This is a genomic window from Mesorhizobium sp. M00.F.Ca.ET.216.01.1.1 (genome assembly GCF_004010325.2).
GTDB lineage: Bacteria > Pseudomonadota > Alphaproteobacteria > Rhizobiales > Rhizobiaceae > Mesorhizobium.
The window spans coordinates 50,285-67,747 of sequence record NZ_SADR02000020.1; the positions used below are offsets into that span (position 1 = coordinate 50,285).

General features: G+C 62.6%; 18 protein-coding genes and 1 tRNA gene. 9 read left to right on the forward strand and 10 right to left on the reverse strand.

The features are described 5' to 3' along the window. Positions 1-4: 4 nt before the first annotated feature. Complete coding sequence (locus tag EN859_RS23945; protein WP_127855192.1) at positions 5-628, forward strand: 2,3-bisphosphoglycerate-dependent phosphoglycerate mutase; 624 nt, start codon at positions 5-7, stop codon at positions 626-628. A 117-nt stretch (positions 629-745) separates the two neighbouring features. Then, positions 746-830, forward strand: a tRNA-Leu gene (locus EN859_RS23950). A 139-nt stretch (positions 831-969) separates the two neighbouring features. On the opposite strand, the gene EN859_RS23955 is transcribed toward EN859_RS23950, so the two are convergent. Next, positions 970-1,212, reverse strand: coding sequence for a DUF1127 domain-containing protein (locus tag EN859_RS23955; protein ID WP_127855191.1), 243 nt, complete (start codon positions 1,210-1,212; stop codon positions 970-972). Between the two features lie 149 nt (positions 1,213-1,361). On the opposite strand from EN859_RS23955, the gene EN859_RS23960 reads away from it, so the two are divergent. Further along, positions 1,362-3,383: a BTAD domain-containing putative transcriptional regulator gene (locus EN859_RS23960; RefSeq protein ID WP_245525680.1), complete on the forward strand. Its 2,022-nt coding sequence runs from the start codon at positions 1,362-1,364 to the stop codon at positions 3,381-3,383. Positions 3,384-3,458: 75 nt separating this feature from the next. Here the strand turns inward: EN859_RS23960 and EN859_RS23965 are convergent, their stop codons facing one another. The 8 genes from EN859_RS23965 to EN859_RS24000 form a co-directional block, all read right to left on the reverse strand. After that, complete coding sequence (locus tag EN859_RS23965; protein WP_127855190.1) at positions 3,459-4,277, reverse strand: aspartate/glutamate racemase family protein; 819 nt, start codon at positions 4,275-4,277, stop codon at positions 3,459-3,461. 74 nt (positions 4,278-4,351) lie between these two features. Then, positions 4,352-5,593: a D-amino acid dehydrogenase gene (locus EN859_RS23970; protein ID WP_127855189.1), complete on the reverse strand. Its 1,242-nt coding sequence runs from the start codon at positions 5,591-5,593 to the stop codon at positions 4,352-4,354. A gap of 160 nt (positions 5,594-5,753) precedes the next feature. Next, entirely contained in the window at positions 5,754-6,341 is a 588-nt protein-coding gene (locus EN859_RS23975) for a cupin domain-containing protein (protein WP_245525681.1), read from the reverse strand. A 152-nt stretch (positions 6,342-6,493) separates the two neighbouring features. Then, complete coding sequence (locus EN859_RS23980) at positions 6,494-7,675, reverse strand: cystathionine gamma-synthase (RefSeq protein WP_127855187.1); 1,182 nt, start codon at positions 7,673-7,675, stop codon at positions 6,494-6,496. Continuing rightward, the gene (locus EN859_RS23985) at positions 7,672-9,096 is read right to left on the reverse strand and encodes a pyridoxal-phosphate dependent enzyme (protein ID WP_127855186.1); all 1,425 of its coding nucleotides are present in this window, start codon (positions 9,094-9,096) and stop codon (positions 7,672-7,674) included. Before EN859_RS23985 ends, EN859_RS23980 begins: the two co-directional genes overlap by 4 nt. Positions 9,097-9,328: 232 nt before the next feature. Further along, entirely contained in the window at positions 9,329-10,672 is a 1,344-nt protein-coding gene (locus tag EN859_RS23990; protein WP_127855185.1) for an FAD/NAD(P)-binding protein, read from the reverse strand. Positions 10,673-10,733: 61 nt separating this feature from the next. After that, on the reverse strand, positions 10,734-11,186 hold the full coding sequence (locus tag EN859_RS23995) for an Rrf2 family transcriptional regulator (RefSeq protein WP_127855184.1): 453 nt from the start codon (positions 11,184-11,186) through the stop codon (positions 10,734-10,736). A 348-nt stretch (positions 11,187-11,534) separates the two neighbouring features. After that, positions 11,535-11,771, reverse strand: a complete 237-nt coding sequence (locus tag EN859_RS24000) for a hypothetical protein (protein WP_127855183.1) — start codon at positions 11,769-11,771, stop codon at positions 11,535-11,537. 94 nt (positions 11,772-11,865) lie between these two features. Here EN859_RS24000 and tauA point away from each other — a divergent pair, with 94 nt between their 5' ends. The 4 genes from tauA to EN859_RS24020 all read left to right on the forward strand — a co-directional run bounded on the left by tauA (position 11,866) and on the right by EN859_RS24020 (position 14,991). Next, positions 11,866-12,879: a taurine ABC transporter substrate-binding protein gene (gene tauA, locus EN859_RS24005; RefSeq protein ID WP_127855182.1), complete on the forward strand. Its 1,014-nt coding sequence runs from the start codon at positions 11,866-11,868 to the stop codon at positions 12,877-12,879. Between the two features lie 269 nt (positions 12,880-13,148). Further along, positions 13,149-13,922 carry a taurine ABC transporter ATP-binding protein gene (locus tag EN859_RS24010; protein WP_127855245.1) on the forward strand — a complete coding sequence of 258 codons (774 nt, stop codon included), beginning with the start codon at positions 13,149-13,151 and terminating at the stop codon, positions 13,920-13,922. Further along, the gene (locus EN859_RS24015; RefSeq protein ID WP_127855181.1) at positions 13,919-14,779 is read left to right on the forward strand and encodes an ABC transporter permease subunit; all 861 of its coding nucleotides are present in this window, start codon (positions 13,919-13,921) and stop codon (positions 14,777-14,779) included. The genes EN859_RS24010 and EN859_RS24015 overlap by 4 nt, the downstream gene beginning before the upstream one ends. 23 nt (positions 14,780-14,802) lie before the next feature. Then, the gene (locus tag EN859_RS24020; RefSeq protein ID WP_127855180.1) at positions 14,803-14,991 is read left to right on the forward strand and encodes a hypothetical protein; all 189 of its coding nucleotides are present in this window, start codon (positions 14,803-14,805) and stop codon (positions 14,989-14,991) included. A gap of 52 nt (positions 14,992-15,043) precedes the next feature. Here EN859_RS24020 and EN859_RS38295 read toward each other — a convergent pair whose 3' ends face one another. Next, on the reverse strand, positions 15,044-15,229 hold the full coding sequence (locus EN859_RS38295) for a hypothetical protein (protein WP_189502199.1): 186 nt from the start codon (positions 15,227-15,229) through the stop codon (positions 15,044-15,046). Between the two features lie 311 nt (positions 15,230-15,540). Here EN859_RS38295 and EN859_RS24030 point away from each other — a divergent pair, with 311 nt between their 5' ends. Both EN859_RS24030 and EN859_RS24035 read left to right on the forward strand, forming a co-directional pair. Then, a complete protein-coding gene (locus tag EN859_RS24030; protein ID WP_127855179.1) occupies positions 15,541-15,900 on the forward strand; it encodes a septal ring lytic transglycosylase RlpA family protein in 360 nt (119 codons plus the stop codon). Positions 15,901-16,185: 285 nt separating this feature from the next. Then, entirely contained in the window at positions 16,186-17,463 is a 1,278-nt protein-coding gene (locus tag EN859_RS24035; RefSeq protein WP_127855178.1) for a polyhydroxyalkanoate depolymerase, read from the forward strand.

The window sequence follows — 17,463 nt, forward strand, 5'->3', positions numbered from 1 at the left end:
AAAAATGTCGGGAACTCTCGTGCTCGTGCGCCATGGCCAGAGCGAATGGAACCTGAAGAACCTTTTTACCGGCTGGCGCGACGTCGATCTGACCGAACAGGGCCATGCGGAGGCCAAGGAGGCGGGCGCGAAGCTGAAGGCACGCGGCTTCAAATTCGACATCGCCTTCACCTCGGCGCTGATCCGGGCGCAGAAGACCTGCCAGCACATTCTCGACGCGGTCGGCCAGAGCAGCCTCGAGACCATTCGCGACCAGGCGTTGAACGAGCGCGACTATGGCGATCTCTCCGGTCTCAACAAGGACGACGCGCGCAAGAAATGGGGCGAGGAGCAGGTACATATCTGGCGCCGCTCCTATGACGTGTCGCCACCCGGCGGCGAAAGCCTAAAGGACACCGGCGCCCGCGTCTGGCCTTATTACCTGCATGATTTGCAGCCGCATGTGCTGCGCGGCGGCACGGTGCTGGTGGCGGCACACGGCAATTCGCTGCGCGCGCTGATCATGGCGCTCGACGGCAAGTCGGGCGAGGAGATCGTCAGACTGGAGCTCGGCACCGGCGTGCCGGTCATCTACAAGCTCAACGCCGATTCGACCGTGGCTTCGAAGGAAGTGCTGGAGAGCGCATGACCCCGAGGTTCGGAAAGGATCATGCGCAGATTCAACTACGCTAGCCGGCAGCGGATCGCAGCTTTCAAAAAAGCGCGTTGACACTCATCGTCCACCCGCTTACATGAGCCCGCACCAGCCCAGATGGCGGAATTGGTAGACGCGCACGGTTCAGGTCCGTGTTCCGCAAGGAGTGGAGGTTCGAGTCCTCTTCTGGGCACCAAAGTTCTGTTTGTGGCCATCCACAAGCCTCTCAAAAGCCCGCGAAAGCGGGCTTTTTTCATGTTACGTCGAGTTGAGGTGCAGCGCGCTTGGCTCGGATCCTGAGACGTCGCCTTCCACTGGGCAGTTGGCATGTCGACCTACCTCATGGACATCAAATTCGTGATCAGGCCTGCCTTAACATCGAGCATGGCTCGGGGAGTCTCGGGATAGCCGATGTCCTTCAACTCATAGGGGGTTAAATCTGCTATAGCCCTGCGTCTTGCGACGGTGCGCCTCCACGCCCTGAGTGCGGCGATAATTGTCACTATGTGTTTCAGCTTCGACCCAAGCTGATGCGTTTTCCTGGTTCGGTGCTCGGCGCGAGTTTCCGTGTGAGCCATTTTGGCCTCCCGTTTCCGGATTGCGAGCAGAGCTTGCCATACGAATGCTTTGCGGCTGTTCGGCTGCGCGCAAACAGCAGGCAAAAGTCCGAGGGCTGCCGTTAAATCTGCGTTAAATCGATCGACGGAATGCTATTCTACGAGGGTCAATGGAGGCGATCGTGCGCATCCGGTTGTTTGGCGACCTCGAAGTCACTTCCCCGGAGCACCGGCCCGTTCGCTTCGCCACGCGCAAGTCTTCGCTGCTTTTTGCTGCCCTGGTCCTGGCAGGCCGCCGCGGTCATCGTCGCGAGCAGCTTGCAGAAGTGTTTTGGCCGGGACGGAGCGATGCGCAGGCACGCAATAATCTGCGGCAGGCGCTGGTCGACATCAGGCGGTGGTTTCCGACCAGCAGTGATGCCGCCATCTACGTCGAAGGGGATCAGGACGCCATCTCGCTGATAGCCGGTCCGGATGAGGCGGATATTTGGATCTTCGATCGGAAACTCGAGGGCGGCCGGAATGCCGACCTTGTCTTCGCCGCCGACCTGTACCGTGGCGACCTCCTTGCAGGCGAGGCCATTCCTGACGGACTGGATGAGTGGTTTGCACCCTATCAAGCCAGATATCAGCGGAAGGCTTGGCAGTTGGTGGAGCGCCTGAGCCTTGCGCTCCCTGCGGCCGGAGCTGCGGGAGAGACAGCCTGCGAGGACCTCGCGGAGAGACTGCTCGCGTCAGACCCCACCGCCGAGGCCGCCCATCGGGCGCTGATCCGGATTCACGCTCGTCGGGGCCATGAAAACGCGGCCTTTCGCCAATTCGAGCTTTGTCGGACTGCGTTGAAAAGGCATCTGGATGCGCAACCTGAGGCCCAGACGAACGCCCTGGTGGCTTCGCTGCAATTACGGGAACAAACCGGATATCAGCAGCCCGCGCCGGAGCCCGACATGACATCGCAGCCGCAGGTCTTCTCGGTCCCGGCCAAGCAGCACGACCAGCCATCGGTTGCAGTGATGGCATTTCAGAACCTGGGTGGCGACACGGAGCAGGAATATTTTGCCGACGGCATAGTGGAGGACATCGTCACTGCCTTGGCCCACTTCCGACACCTGTTCGTCATCGCACGGAATTCGAGTTTCGCTTACAAGGGCCGGGCCGTAGACGTGAAGCAGGTTGGGCGCGAGCTCGGTGTCCGCTATGTGGTCGAGGGAAGTGTGCGCCGGGCCAGTGATCGCCTGCGCATTACTTGCCAGCTCATCGATGCCTCGACAGGTGCCCACCTCTGGGCTGACCGTTTCGATGGAACTCTGACGGAGGTCTTCGATCTGCAAGACCAGATCGCCTCGAGCATAGTCGGTGCGATCACGCCGAAAGTGGAACAGGCTGAGATCGAGCGTGCCAAGCGCAAGCCGACAGAGAACCTGGAAGCCTACGACTATTACCTTCGTGGGCTGGCGATCTCTGACCGGACGATCAGCAGGGGGGCTGCCAACGACGCCCTGCGACTTTTCAAAGAGGCAATCGCCCGTGACCCGGAGTTTGCTCTGGCCTATGGCAGGGCGGCGCGGTGCTACGCCACTCGAAAGAGCAACGGCTGGATGATCGATCGTACCGAAGAGATTGCCGAAGCCACTCGACTGGCCACGAGAGCGGTTGACCTTGGCAGAGAGGATGCGATGGCGCTTTCTTTCGGAGGCTTCGTCCTTGGGTACGTTAGTGGCAACCTGGAGGAGAGTGCCGCCTGCATCGACCAGGCGCTCGTTCTTAACCCGAATTTGGCCGCGGCCTGGGGCTATAGTAGCTGGGTGAATATCTGCTTGGGCGCGCCCGACAAGGCTGTCGAACACGCTGCGCGTGCCATGCGCCTAAGTCCGCTCGATCCGCGCCTGTTCTCTTGGCAGTTTTGCACCGGACTCGCTTACTTCTGTGGCGAGCACTATGATGACGCTGTTCTGTGGGCAGAAAAGGCATTGCGATACCAGCCCAACTACGCAAGCGCGATACGCGTCGCGGCGGCGAGTTATGCCCTGGCAGGGCGGGCTGAGGAAGCAAAGGAAAAGATCGCTCGCCTCTGCGAATTGGCTCCCACATTACGGCTTTCGAATCTCGCTGATGTGCTGCCGCCGTTTCGCCGATTAGACGATCGGAATAGGTATATCGAGGCTCTTCGGAAGGCGGGACTACCGGAGTAACGCCCTACAGCGCAGAGCAAGGCCGACGTGTCTCGGCTTCTGGTCCGAGCTGACGCTACTCGGAAACCTGAACGGTCACTTGCGCGGCAATCCGAACAACCTGCCGCCGGGCAGGACGTCGTTCACGCCTGCGAGCCGCAGGCAATGCCAGGCCATGGCGTGGTTGCTGGAGGTGACGGGTATGCCGATGCGCTGTTCCAGCCCTGCAGCCGCTTCGGCAATGCGAAGGCTGGTGCAGGATATGAAGATCGCATCCACCCCTGGCGTTGCAGCCATCCGCTCGGCCGCGACCTCGATCGATGCGACCGAGATGCGGGCGGCTTCGCGGTCGTCGCGCCGGTCGAAGGTGGCGACGGCGGCGATGTCGACGCCACGGCCGTTGAAATAGGCGACGAGGTTTTCATTGATCTCGGGCGCATAGGGCGTCAGCAGGCCGATGCCCTTGGCGCCGAGCGCCTTGAAGGCAGCGAGTGCTGCGGTAACCGGCGTGGTGCAGGCGACGTCGGGACGCGCCTTCCTGATCTCGGCGAAAACCGCTTCTTCGCCGAGCACCATGGTCGCCGAGGTGCAGCCGAAGGCAACGACGTCGAGTGGGATGCTCGGCAGGATGAGGTCGACGCTCGGCGCGATCCTGGGACCGATAGCGCGCAAGGTGTCGGGCGTAATGTCGTTGTCGCTGAAGACCCGGGATTCATAGAAGGCGACACCGGGCTGCCTGACGAGCGCCCGGAATTCATGCTCCATGGTCTGGTCCGTGGCCAGCACGACAAGGCCGATCGCCGCGCGCGAGGCAAGACCGCCATCAAGCTCGGACGGCAGCACGCCAAGGTCGACCGGTTTGGAATCGACCGGTCCGGAGGACGGACGGAGGGTGGCGGCTGGGCTGAGAGACATGGCGTTCCCCTTTCAATCCATCTTCTTATTTGCACATTGTCTTTTCCGAAGACCGGTCCTTTTCGGGATCATGCTCAATTCAAAAGCCCATCCATGGCAATGGCCGGCGTCCGGCCGGCGATGAGGTCGGCGGTAATGCGGGCCGAGCCATGCGACATGGTCCAGCCGATGTGGCCGTGCCCAGTATTGAGGAACAGGTTGCGAAAGCGGCGGCGGCCGACGGCGGGAAGATTGTTCGGGGTCATTGGCCTGAGACCAGCCCACATTTCGGCGCGGTCGTAGTCGGCGCCCTCGGGGTAGAGATCCTCCGTCACCCGTTTCATGAAGGCGAAATCGGCGGGCTTGTGGCTGGTGTCGTAGCCGGCGAACTCCGCCGTCGCGGTGACGCGGATGCGATCGCCGAAGCGCGAGATGGCAACCAGATTGTGCTCATCGACGCAGGCGATGGTCGGCGGCAGCGGGCGATTGCCGACCGGGATGGTCAGCGAATAGCCCTTGATCGGATAGATCGGCAGGCTGATGCCGATCTTCCTTGCCAGCACCGGACTGTAGCTGCCGAGCGCAAGCACATAGGCGTCGCCCTTGAATGGCCCTTTGTCGGTGAGGACCTGGGCGATGCCGTCGCCTGATGTTTCAATGCCGGTTATCGTCGTTTCCGTGTGGATGGCACCGCCTCGGGCGACGATCTTTGCCGCCAGCGCCCTGGTGAACTTCGCCGGGTCGCCGGTTTCGTCAGTCGGGCAATAGATACCTCCGGCAATGCTGCCCCTGGCGGAGGCCAGCGACGGATCGAGCGCGACGATCCCTTCGCGGTCGAGCACCTCGATCTCTTGCCCGTCCGACTGCAGCAGCTTCATGTGCTCGACCCCCTTGTCGAGCGCCTGCTGGCTGCGGTGGAAATAGACGATGCCTCGGTCATTGCGGTCATAGTCGATCGCCTCGCTAGCGACGACCTCTCGGAGGACGGTTTGCGAGTAGGCGGCAAGACGATGCTTGAGCAGCGTGTTGCGCCGCGCCTTGGCGGCGGTGCATTGCATGAGAAACAACCAGGACCACGTGTAGAGCCTGGGATCGGCCGAGAGCTTGAAACGCAGCGCCTGATCCCTCAGCACCAGCGATTTCAAAAGGATCATCGGCGCGCTGGGCGACGACCAGACGAAGGAATGACCCGGCGCGATCATGCCGGCATTGCCCCAACTGGTTTCGGCGGCGACTTGCGCGTTGCGTTCGATGAGCGCGACTTCGTGGCCGTCCTGTTGCAGTTGATAGGCCGTCGTCACCCCGACGACGCCGCCACCCAGCACGATTATGCGCATGACGCCTCCGGAGATCGCAAAGTCCAGTACACTTTAGAATGTAATTTGAAATTGCAAAGTCCGTACTTGAAGCTTGGAGGTTCGAGTTCTCTTCTGGGCACCATTCGTCCCGATTGCCAACGGGATCAGCAAGCCGTCACCCGGCGCCTGCCGGCGATCTTTATTTCGCGGAAAGCCCTGCCGCAGCGAGGACATCGGAAGCCGGTGTCACATGTGCGTGCGGCTTGCAATAGCTGGGCATGATGGCCCGGTAGCCGAGCCAGCGGGCTAGCGGCGCCAGGATAGCCAGTGCCAGCCGCTGGATGGCGGGCGGCGGCTGGGTGAAGACGATGACGTCGGCAAACTCTCTCGCGATCACCGCCGCCTGAAGCGGGAAGGGTCTTCCCTTCCGGTCCACCTGGCCATCATTGGCGAGGCCGAACAGCATGCCGATCAGCAGCTCGAAGCGATCCGGATCGAAGTGCTCCGCGCCTTTTGCCCGCCCGACCTCGACCAGCACGTGCGCTTCGTCTGTATTGCTGCCGTTCCACCAGTCGTGCGCAACCCCCGCTTCGACAGTGGCGAATTGGCCGGGTCCGAGCGACAGGGTCCGGCCTGCGATGCGGGCATCGAGTCGCCCCCTGAGGACCGTGAACTTCTCGACGATGAAAGGGTGGAAGTGTTCGCCCACCACCGCGGCTCCCGGTCGGGCCATCAGATGGGCAATGCCGGGGCCCTGGCCGCGATCCTCGGTGCCGCGCAGGATCACCGCATATTCCCCGGTCACCTTGTTTTCGTAGACGTCCCCGCACCGCGACATGAGATCAGCTCGTAGTGTCAGAGGCAGAATACCTCTGCCGGCAGGGTTGTGACGGCGGTCACATTAACATGGAAGCCAGCCCGGCGTCGAAGGTCAGCCGCTCAGGTCGCCAGCGCCTGGTCGAGATCGGCGATCAGATCATCGCCGTCCTCGATGCCGGCCGACAGCCGCACCAGCGAATCGGAAATGCCGATGACGCCGCGCTTTTCGGCCGGAATCGAGCCATGCGTCATCAGCGCCGGATGCTCGATCAGGCTTTCGACGCCGCCCAGGCTCTCGGCCAGCGTGAACAGCTGCGTGCGCTCGAGGAAGCGTTTGGTGCCGGCGAGGTCACGGTCGAGCTCGACAGAGATCATGCCGCCGAAGGCATACATCTGCCTTCTGGCTATGACGTGCTGGGGATGGCTTTCAAGACCGGGATAGATGACGCGGCGCACGTCGGGGCGGCGTTCGAGCCACTCAGCGATCTTCATGCCGTTCGAGGAATGCCGCTCCATCCTCAGCGCCAGTGTCTTGATGCCGCGCAGCGCCAAAAAACTGTCAAACGGGCCGGAAATGGCGCCGATGGCATTCTGCAGGAACTTCAGCCGGTCAGCCAGATCCTTGTTGTCGCCGACCACCGCGACGCCGCCGACCATGTCCGAATGACCATTGAGGTATTTCGTCGTCGAGTGGACGACGATGTCGATGCCGAGTTCCAGCGGCCGCTGCAGATAGGGGCTGCAGAAGGTATTGTCGGCGACCGAGATCAGCCCTTTTCGCTTTGCCAGCGTTGCGACCGCTTCGAGATCGACGACCCGCAGCAGCGGGTTGGTCGGCGTCTCGACCCAGAGCAGCCTGGTTTCCGGGCGGATTGCTGCTTCGACGGCGGCAAGATCGGTGAAATCGGCAAAGCTGACCTGGAGGTTGGCGGAGCGCTTGCGCACCCGTTCCAGCAGCCGGAAAGTGCCGCCATAGATGTCGTCGGTGGCGACGATATGCGCACCCGAATCGAGCAGCTCGAACACGGTGGCGATCGCCGCCAGTCCCGAGGCGAACGCGAAGGCGGCCGAGCCGCTTTCGAGATCGGCGACCGCGCGCTCGAAGGCAAAGCGGGTCGGGTTCTGGCTGCGGGCGTATTCGAAGCCCTTGTGCACGCCCGGGCTCTGCTGGCCATAGGTCGAGGTGGCGTAGATCGGCACCATCACCGCGCCGGTCGTCGGGTCGTGACTCTGGCCGCCATGGATGGTGCGCGTCGAAAAGGCCAGCCGGTTCCTGCCCGACGGCGTTGTGTCTGCGGTCATCGTGCGCGCCTCAGATGATTGATCAGGTCGATCCTGGTTATCAGGCCGATGAACTCGTCGCCATCGAAGATGATGGCGACTTCGTTGCGATCGAAGACCGGCAGCAACGCGTCGAGCGTCTGGCTGGCCTGCAGCGTGTGCAGCTCGGATGTCATAGCCGTGCGGACCGGGGCGCTGAAGCGGTCCCAGCGGCCGTCATAGGGGCCGTCGACCTTGGCGAGGATATCGCTTTCGTCGATGATGCCGACCAACTTGCCGTCGTCCAGCACCGGCAGCTGCGAGACGTCGGAGCGGCGCATGCGGCCATAGGCGTTGAGCAGGCTCTCCTCCGAGCCGACATACACCGTGTCGCCGGTGCGATGCGAGCGCATCACCAGATCGCGCAAATCGCCATGCTGCTCCCGCTCGGCAAGGCCCTGCTCGGCCAGCCAGAAATCGTCGAACACTTTTGACAGATATTTGTTGCCGCTGTCGCAGACGAAGGTGACGACCCGTTTCGGCACGGTCTGATCGCGGCAATAGCGAAGTGCCGCCGACAGGAGCGTGCCGGACGACGAGCCGGCGAGGATGCCCTCTTTGGCAAGCAGGTCGCGGACGGCCAGCATGCTCTGCTTGTCGGGGATGGAATAGGCTTTCTTGACCAGCGACAGATCGGCATTCGGCGGGACGAAATCCTCGCCGATGCCTTCCACGGTCCAGCTTCCGGCCTCCTGCATCTTGCCGGTTTTGATCAACGGCGCCAGCACCGAGCCGACCGGATCGGCCAGCACCATCTCGGTCTTCGGCGATTTTTTCGAAAAGAAGCGGCCAAGCCCGGTCAGCGTGCCGCCCGAGCCGACGCCGACGACCACCGCATCAACATCACCTTCGAGCTGCGAATAGATCTCCGGGCCGGTGGTGGTTTCGTGGGCCAGCGGATTGGCCGGATTGGCGAACTGGTTGGCGTAGAAGGCGCCGGGCAGCTCGGCGGCGATCTTTTCGGCCATGTCCTGGTAATATTCGGGATGGCCCTTGCCGACGTCGGAACGCGTCATGCGCACTTCCGCGCCGAGCGCACGCAAATGCTGGATCTTCTCGCGCGACATCTTGTCCGGCACGACGAGGATGATGCGATAACCCTTGGGGATGCCGACCTGGGCGAGGCCGAGGCCCGTATTGCCGGCGGTCGCCTCGACGATGGTGCCGCCGGGCCTGAGCTTGCCCTCTCTTTCGGCGGCGGCGATCATTGATAGTGCAATGCGATCCTTGATCGAGCCGCCGGGATTCTGGCTTTCGAGCTTGACGAACAGCCGGCACTTGCCGGTGTCGAATTTGGTCAGCTCGACGACGGGCGTCTGCCCGATCAGGTCGAGAACCGACGAATAGGGCGGACGCAGGCGGGACGATGCACTGTCCTGTGCGGCGATCTTGTGCACGCTCATGCTGATGCTCCATGGTTAGAAGTGAGCAACCGCCTGTGGGTCGGCGGACAGCCCATCGTCTTTTCCAGCCGTTTGCAGTCTGAAAGAAGATAGATCGTGCCAATCAATCGGCCAGACGAGGAATGCAATTCCAGCCTTCCGCTGCCGGTGGTCTCAGCCCAACGACTTCTGCAGTGATCCTTCCCACCCGGCCAGGGGGGTGCTGTCCCGCCGGCATCAACAGGTTCTGCCTTCACCCCAGCAGTTGTTTGCTCAGCCGAGCGCACTGGACGCGGATGTCGGGGATGGCGTCGATCTCGAAGAAGGTGCCCCGCGTCAGCGGCCCGACCGCCAGGATCTTGGCTGACACGGTGCCGTCGCTGGCGATGACCTCGCAATTCGCGGTCACGTCGAGGCCGAGGCGCAGCGGATCCGGCCGCGCCAGCCCGCGGTCGACCAGCGACCTCACCACGCTGTTCGATGTGGTCGAGATATCCCTGGCGATGCCGGTGCAATCGTAGATGCGGGCGACGTCGAACGTCTCGAGTTGCTGGGTGTGGCGGGACTGGACCTGCACTGAAAATCCGCCACCCGGCGTGATGTCGACGACGCGCCCGGCGACAAGACGGATGCGTCCCGACTGGACCGCTTCGGTGACGCCGGCGTAGACCTCAGGCGCCATGCGGTGGCGGTGGATGTCCCACCATGCCTTGGTGTGTTCGACGAAGCGGCGCTTGGCCGAGGAGGGCCAGTTCTGCCAGATCTTCTGGTTGAACGGCCGCAACCCGTCGACCACATCGCGCCAGTCGATGCCGGCCTTCTGGTTTTCCCTGATCAGGTCGCGGAACCATCCGACAAAATAGGAAAGCTGGGTGCCGAGCGGAATGTCGGCGACGTCGAGCTTGATCGGGTTGCCCTTGCGGTGCGGCGAAGGCAGCAGGCCGCGCCGCGACACCGCGACGATCTCGCCGCGATGGCCGCGCTGCTCAAGTGACAGGAAAGCGTCGACCATGCTCAAGCCGGTGCCCAGCACCAGGACGCGGCTGTCCTCGGCAAGCGCAGTGTCGGCCTCCGAGCCCATCCTTATCGCGTGGCCCTGGCCGGCGCCCGGCTCCTCGTCGTGGCCGGTCGCGAGCGCGGCAAGATGGGCGACGACGCTGGTGCCGTTGGCCAGCGCCACCTCGACCCCGGATGCGGTCGGCGAGATTGACAGGCTCTCCTCGCGGATCAGGCGAAGGCGGCCCGTCTGCTGTTCACGCGCTTCGAGATCGTCCAGCAATTCCTTCAGGTAGCGGGCATAGAGGCTGCGCGGCGCATAGACCGGCGCCTGCTCCGGGGTCACCAGGCCGCGTTCAAGCAGCCAGCGCGAGAAGTTGCCGGGATCGTCGGCATAGGCGCTCATGCCGGCCGCGCTGACGTTCAGCACATGCGCCGACAACAGCGTGGAATAGGCGATGCCCTGTCCGAAATGCGGACGCTTTTCGATGAGCGTGACGCGAAGATCGGGATTGGGCGATTTCAAGAGATGCGCGGCCAGGACGACGCCGCTGGCGCCGCCGCCGACAATGATGATCGATGAAGTTGCGCGCCCAGTCACACGCGCACCTGTTGCCCGGGCGCCTGCCGGCTCGGGAGTCGTCGGTTCAGGAGTTGTTGGTTCAGGCCTGGATTTTCAGCGCGACCGAAAGATCGTCGTCGCCGGCGATATCGCGCATCTCGGCGAGGCTGCGCTGATCCAGCACCTCGGCGATCGCTTGCCGAACCTCCAGCATCACATGTCTGACTTGGCATGTCGCCTCGTTGCAATCTTCGCAGCGCTGATATTGGGTGCGGCTGGCGCAGGGAATCGGGGCAAGCGGCCCGTCGAGCACGCGTACGACGTGGCCGACCTTGATTTCATCTGCCGGGCGCGCCAGCCGGTAACCACCTTCCTTGCCCTTGCGGCTCTGGACGAAACCAGCGTTGCGCAATTCGCCGAGGATGGCATCGAGAAACTTCTTCGGAATGTTGTTTCCGGTAGCGATGTCGTTGACGAAGGCGAGCTGTCCAACCGGCAATTGCGCGAGATGTACGAGCGCCTTGAGGCCGTACTTGCCCTTTTTCGTGAGCATGAAACGAACGTTTCTCTGTTATGCGACGGCGCAGCGCCGTCAGTTGCGAAACGCTGGCGTGCCTCCCCGCCGCGTCCAAGCTTCCATGACACATAAATTCTAGTGACATGATATACAAGCCGAAACGTTGAATTTGCCCGAAACGTTGAATTTGCTTGGCTTTCAAGCTGTTCTGGCCAGGCTTTGTGCCCTTGAGGGCACAAAAATGCATCCTGACGGCGGCAGTACGGCGAATGAAACGGAGGCACTTCTCCCGAGGACACGGTCGGTGGTCATGGCTTGCGCCGACTTCGAAGGCCGATGCAGGCCGCGGGCGATCGCCGCGATATGCTCGCTCATCGTCTCCTCCTACTCCTCAATGTCGATAAGAATACTGTACTTAACCGCGAACACGTTGAACACGCTTTCAATTTCTCGGCTTTTTGCAGCATGATTTTGCCGAGCTGCCGCCAGAGCAGGAATTCTTGTTCGCTGCGGGCTTTGCATCGACGAGCCGTCCGAGAAGCTATGCGCCGCCGGGCAATGTAGCCGCAAGCAGCCGCCTATCCGCCTCGGCGGCATCTCATCGGTGGTTTTTTCTAACAAGCCCGCCTTGGTTGGAAGGATTTAACTCTACAAGAGCGATAGAATTAGATGACTATAGTGGGGCAATCGGTTTTCTTTTTTCATGGAGCCCTTCATGTCCACCATTACGCGACGCATCGTTCTCCTGTCGTCGGCAGCACTTGCAGGCGCCGCCTTCCTCGACCCCTCCCATGCCGACGGCCTCAAGATCACCATCGGCTACCAGACGGTGGTCGAGCCCTCGAAAGTGCCGCAGGCAGACGGCGTCTACGAGAGCGCAACCAAGGCGGCTATAGACTGGCGGAAATTCGAATCCGGCGCCGATGTGATCGCCGCGGTGGCTTCCGGTTCGGTCGACATCGGTTATGTCGGATCGAGCCCGCTGGCGGCGGCAGCCAGCCGCGAGCTTCCCATCCAGACCATCTTCGTTGTCGGCCTGATCGGCGAATCCGAAGCGCTTGTCGCCCGCAACGGCGCCGGCATCGAGAAAATAGCCGACCTCGCCGGCAAAAAGGTGGCCGTGCCCTTCGTCTCGACGACACACTACAGCCTGCTCGCCGCGCTGAAGCATGAAGGCGTCGATCCGAAGTCGGTCGGAATCCTCAATCTGCGGCCGCCGGAAATCGCAGCGGCTTTCGCGCGCGGCGACATCGACGCTGCCTATGTCTGGGATCCGGCGCTCGGCCAGATCAAGAATTCGGGCAAGGTCGTGCTAGACTCCTCGCAGGTCGCCGCATGGGGCGCGCCAACCTTCGACGCCTGGATCGTGCGGACCGATTTCGCCGAAAAGAACCCCGAGGCGGTGCGCGATTTCGTCAAGGTGACAGGCGCTGCCTATGCCGAGTTCCTGGCCAAGCCAGATGCCTGGTCGGTGTCGTCACCACAAGCGGCAAAGATCGCCAAGATCACCGGCGCCAAGCTGGAGGACGTGCCGCAACTGCTCAAGGGCTATGTCTTCCCGACGCTGGAGGAAGAGGCCTCGGACAAGTTCCTCGGCGGCGGCACTGTCAAGGCGATCGAGGCGGCATCCGCCTTCCTGAAGGAGCAGGGCAAGATCGACGCCGTGCTGCCGGATTACTCGAAATACGTATCGTCGAAATACGTTAGCGAAGCTCTCGCTTCGAACTGAGCGCATGACCCCGGAACCGTTTCCGGTTCCGGAAAGGATCATGCGCAGACTCAAAGTGTTAGACGCGCGGTTCTTCTTCTCTGACGCCGGGTGCTGCCCGCCCCGGAACCGCTACCGCATCGGCCCGAAAATCGAATTCGATTTTCGGAAAGCACGATGCGGAGATCCAAAGTGTTAGAGCGTACTTTGTGCATCCAATTGGACGCACGTCGCTCTAACGAGGAGCGGTTTCGGGCAGGCAGATGTTCACAGAACTTCTGCGGGGTCCCATGACGCATCTCGTGCTTGATAAAGTCTCGGTTCACTATGACGGCCAGGCGGCGCCGGCCGTCGAACGCGTATCGATCGATGTCGCCAAGGGTGATTTCGTAGTCCTGGTCGGCCGCTCCGGATGCGGCAAGACCTCGCTGCTCAACGTCGCGGCGGGCCTGGTCGAGCCGGTGCATGGCGGCGCCACGATCGGCGGCAGGCCGATCACCGCGCCGAGCTCGGACCGGGCCGTGGTGTTCCAGAACGATGCGCTGTTTCCGTGGCTGGCGGCGCGCGAGAACGTCGCCTTTGCGCTTCGGTTGCGCGGCGTGCGACTGGGCGAGCGGGCGCACCGCGCCGATGCGCTGCTGGCGCTGGTCAAGCTTGACGGCGCCGGCGACAAGCGCATCTGGGAACTTTCCGGAGGCATGCGCCAGCGTGTCGGCCTGGCGCGGGCAATGGCCGCCGAACCTGAGTTTCTGCTGCTCGACGAGCCGCTGGGCGCGCTCGATGCGCTGACCCGCGAGCGTATGCAGACAACGCTGCTCGACCTGTGGACGGCAAGCCATGTCGGCGTGCTGATGGTCACGCACGGCATCGAGGAAGCCTTGGTGCTGGCCACCCGCATCGTCGTCCTGGCTCCCGGTCCCGGGCGCGTCGTGCGGACTTTCGAAACCGGCTTCAGCCGGCGCTACGCAGCCGGTGAAGCCATTCGCAGCATCAAGGCCGACCCTGCCTTTGCGGCGGCCCGCGGCGAGCTAACCGACGCTATCTTCGAAGGAGAGGCAGCGTGACTGTTACCTCCTACAGCGAGCGCCCACACGCCAAGTCCGACGGGGTCGACGCCTTGTCGGTGCCATGGTCGCGGCCGCGTCCGAAACGCAGCGGGGTTTCGGCACGCATGGTCAGCGCCGTCACCCTTCTGGTGGTGCTGGCGGCATGGACGCTGTCGGCCCACCTGCAACTGGTGTCGTCAGTATTCCTGCCCTCGCCCGTGGCCGTCTGGAACAAATTCGTCGTCGTTACCCGCGACGGCTTTGTCGACGCGACGCTGATCCAGCATATCGCCGCCAGCCTATGGCGGGTGTTCGCGGCCTTGATCGCGGCCGTTGTCGTCGGCGTTCCGGTCGGGCTGGCCATCGGCATCAGCACTGTCGGCCGCGGCATCTTCGATCCGCTGCTGGAATTCATGCGGCCGATCCCGCCGCTCGCCTACCTGCCACTGGTCATCATCTGGTTCGGTATCGGCGAACCGTCCAAGATCCTGGTGATTGCCATCGCCATGCTGGCGCCGGTGGCGCTGTCGACCGCATCGGGTGTTCGCGGCGTCTCGCAGGAGCGCATCAACGCGGCCCGCTCGCTTGGCGCCACGCGGATGCAGCTTGTGCGGCATGTGATGCTGCCCAGCGCGCTGCCCTCGATCCTGACCGGCCTGCGCATCGCACTCGGCGCCGGCTGGTCGACGCTAGTCGCTGCCGAGCTGGTAGCGGCGACGCGCGGGCTTGGCTTCATGATCCAGTCGGCCGCCCAGTTCCTTGTCACCGACGTGGTGGTGATGGGGATCCTGGTGATCGCGGTGATCGCCTTCGTGCTGGAATTCATCATCCGCAGAATCGAGCACGGGCTCGTTCCGTGGGCGGGAAAGGAATGAACTGCAACCGGGGAGAGATGACGATGAGCCATTCCATCGCTGTATTGTTCACGCATTTCGGCAACTGGCTTCGCCTCATCCGGGCCAAGGACAGACAGCTGCCCGAAAACGAGACCGGGTCGCCTACGCCTGTCCGCCTCGATGCCGAGCGCAACCGCCTGCCGCCGCGTGACGAAAGTTTCTATTGGGCCTGGCAATACTGGTCGCAATGATCGGGGCGGAACCGTTTGTCCGTGCCTAACCCTCTTCTACTGGCCAACGCCGTCAGATGCGCGAACGGTTCGCCCAGGCCAGTCCTGCCAGGCCGACCAGCATGGTGACGATGCCGATATAGAGCCATTGCGACTGGCCGGTCATGAAGCTTCCCTGGACAATGCCGAGGCCTTGCAGCGACCACAGCGCGCCGAGGCCGAGCACAATCAACGCCAGCAGATTTTTGATTAGTCTCATCGGCGGAATTCCCTTCCCAAGTCGATCGTCAACTGCGCCATGGCGGCGATGAGAGAGCGGAAGGAAGCGATCCAGTCACGCCCATCTCTACTTGGATATTAACGTCCGATCTTGTCAAAGCCATCCCGGATATCGGCGCGAAGATCATCAAAACCACGCCGTCGTGTCACGGAAGACCTCTGACAAACTGTTTCCTGCCGACTCCAAACGTGTGCTGCCGCCACGGAACCGCCAGATCAATGCCGCATTTCGCGCCATATTCGCCCCTTAACGGCTGGGGTCTGTTCAAAAAACGGAGCCACCCCTCAAATATGAAGAGACCCAACCAGACCGCGCTTGTCGCGGTGACGGTTGCGGCTGGCCTGATGGTCGGCGCATCCATCTCCCCAGCTGCGGCCCAATGCGGTCGCGCGTCATGGTACGCACTGCACTCCAGGACCGCTTCCGGCGAACGCATGAACCCGTCCGCATTGACCGCTGCGCACCGCAGCTTGCCTTTTGGTACAAAGCTCAAAGTGACCAACCGCAACAACGGCCGCAGCGTCGTCGTGCGCATCAACGATCGCGGCCCGTTCATCAGGGGGCGCGTGCTCGACCTCTCGAGGGGTGCCGCCAGCCAGCTCGGTTTCATCGGCTCGGGCCATACCGCCGTGTGCATGGCGCGCGTCTGACCTTTGTGGTGTCCGGCTGCGGCCGGACACGTTCCTGCTCCTCCCTAGCGCATGTCCTTTGCGCGCCCGATTGGACGCGCGGCGCTCTGCCTTCGCGGTCGCACATTGAGCCGGCTGTCGCCGTTCGAGGCGGATTTTCAATATCTTGGACGAAAGGATAAGCATTAATCACGCGACGTGACGTATTGCATCGCAGCAATTTGTTGTTAACTTCGCCGCGAGACATTCAAGGCTCGGCGCTGCTCGTCGTCCCTTTGGTCCCAGGCAGCAGCAGCGGGGTTCTTGATGTTCTACCAGCTCTATGAAATGAACCATGCTGCCCTGCAGCCCGCCCGCCTCTATGCCGATGCGGTGCGGTTACTTTATACGAATCCACTCAACCCGTTTTCGCATACGTCCTTGGGCCGCTCGGTCGCGGCAGCCGCCGAATTGTTCGAGCGCACCACGCGCCGCTACAGCAAGCCGCATTTCAGCCTGACAAAGACCGTGGTCGACTGGAAAAGCGTCGACGTCACCGAAAAGACCGTCTGGTCGCGGCCCTTCTGCAACCTGATCCGTTTCGAGCGGGCGGTTCCCGCCGGGCGCCGGCCGGATCCGAAGCTGTTGATCGTGGCGCCGATGTCCGGCCACTATGCAACACTGCTGCGCGGCACGGTCGAAGCGATGCTGCCGCATGCCGACGTGCACATAAGCGACTGGGTCGATGCCCGCATGGTGCCGCTTGCGGACGGTAGCTTCGACCTCGACGACTATATCGACTACATCGTCGACATGCTGCATGCGCTAGGGCCCGACACCCATGTCATGGCGGTCTGCCAGCCCTCGGTGCCGGTGCTGGCGGCGGTGGCGCTGATGGAAGCAAAGGGCGACCCCTTCGTTCCCTCGACCATGACGCTGATGGGCGGGCCAATCGATACGCGGCGCAATCCGACGGCGGTCAACCTTCTGGCCGAGGAAAAGGGCATCGACTGGTTCCGCGACAACGTCATCATGCAGGCGCCCTGGCCGGTTCCCGGTTTCGGCCGCGACGTCTACCCCGGCTTCCTGCAGCTTTCGGGCTTCATGAGCATGAACCTCGACCGCCACATCATCGCCCACAAGGACTTCTTCATGCACCTGGTGAAGCATGATGGCGACAATGCCGAGAAGCACCGCGACTTCTACGACGAATACCTGGCGGTGATGGATCTGACGGCGGAGTTCTATCTGCAGACCGTCGATACCGTGTTTGTCCGCCATGCCCTGCCGAAGGGCGAGATGATGCATCGCGGCGCGGCCATCGATCCTGCGGCGATCCGCAATGTCGCCCTTTTCACCATCGAGGGCGAGAACGACGATATTTCCGGCCTTGGCCAGACCCAGGGGGCGCACGACCTATGCGTCAACATCCCTGCCGACAGGCATGCTCACTATGTGCAGCCGGCGGTCGGCCACTACGGCGTCTTCAACGGCTCGCGGTTCCGCTCCGAAATCGTGCCGCGCATCGTCGACTTCATCACCAGCTACGGCCGCCAGAACCGCGTTGCGGCGAAGCCCAAGCTGGTCCGCCCCGCCAAAACCTGA

Bases quoted from the DNA above. Each gene is read 5' to 3' on its own strand.
- EN859_RS23945 (WP_127855192.1), top strand. From the start codon at position 5: ATGTCGGGAACTCTCGTGCTCGTGCGCCATGGCCAGAGCGAATGGAAC.
- EN859_RS23955 (WP_127855191.1), bottom strand. From the start codon at position 1,212: ATGGCTCACACGGAAACTCGCGCCGAGCACCGAACCAGGAAAACGCAT.
- EN859_RS23960 (WP_245525680.1), top strand. From the start codon at position 1,362: ATGGAGGCGATCGTGCGCATCCGGTTGTTTGGCGACCTCGAAGTCACT.
- EN859_RS23965 (WP_127855190.1), bottom strand. From the start codon at position 4,277: ATGTCTCTCAGCCCAGCCGCCACCCTCCGTCCGTCCTCCGGACCGGTC.
- EN859_RS23970 (WP_127855189.1), bottom strand. From the start codon at position 5,593: ATGCGCATAATCGTGCTGGGTGGCGGCGTCGTCGGGGTGACGACGGCC.
- EN859_RS23980 (WP_127855187.1), bottom strand. From the start codon at position 7,675: ATGACCGCAGACACAACGCCGTCGGGCAGGAACCGGCTGGCCTTTTCG.
- EN859_RS23985 (WP_127855186.1), bottom strand. From the start codon at position 9,096: ATGAGCGTGCACAAGATCGCCGCACAGGACAGTGCATCGTCCCGCCTG.
- EN859_RS23995 (WP_127855184.1), bottom strand. From the start codon at position 11,186: ATGCTCACGAAAAAGGGCAAGTACGGCCTCAAGGCGCTCGTACATCTC.
- tauA (WP_127855182.1), top strand. From the start codon at position 11,866: ATGTCCACCATTACGCGACGCATCGTTCTCCTGTCGTCGGCAGCACTT.
- EN859_RS24010 (WP_127855245.1), top strand. From the start codon at position 13,149: ATGACGCATCTCGTGCTTGATAAAGTCTCGGTTCACTATGACGGCCAG.
- EN859_RS24020 (WP_127855180.1), top strand. From the start codon at position 14,803: ATGAGCCATTCCATCGCTGTATTGTTCACGCATTTCGGCAACTGGCTT.
- EN859_RS38295 (WP_189502199.1), bottom strand. From the start codon at position 15,229: ATGAGACTAATCAAAAATCTGCTGGCGTTGATTGTGCTCGGCCTCGGC.
- EN859_RS24030 (WP_127855179.1), top strand. From the start codon at position 15,541: ATGAAGAGACCCAACCAGACCGCGCTTGTCGCGGTGACGGTTGCGGCT.
- EN859_RS24035 (WP_127855178.1), top strand. From the start codon at position 16,186: ATGTTCTACCAGCTCTATGAAATGAACCATGCTGCCCTGCAGCCCGCC.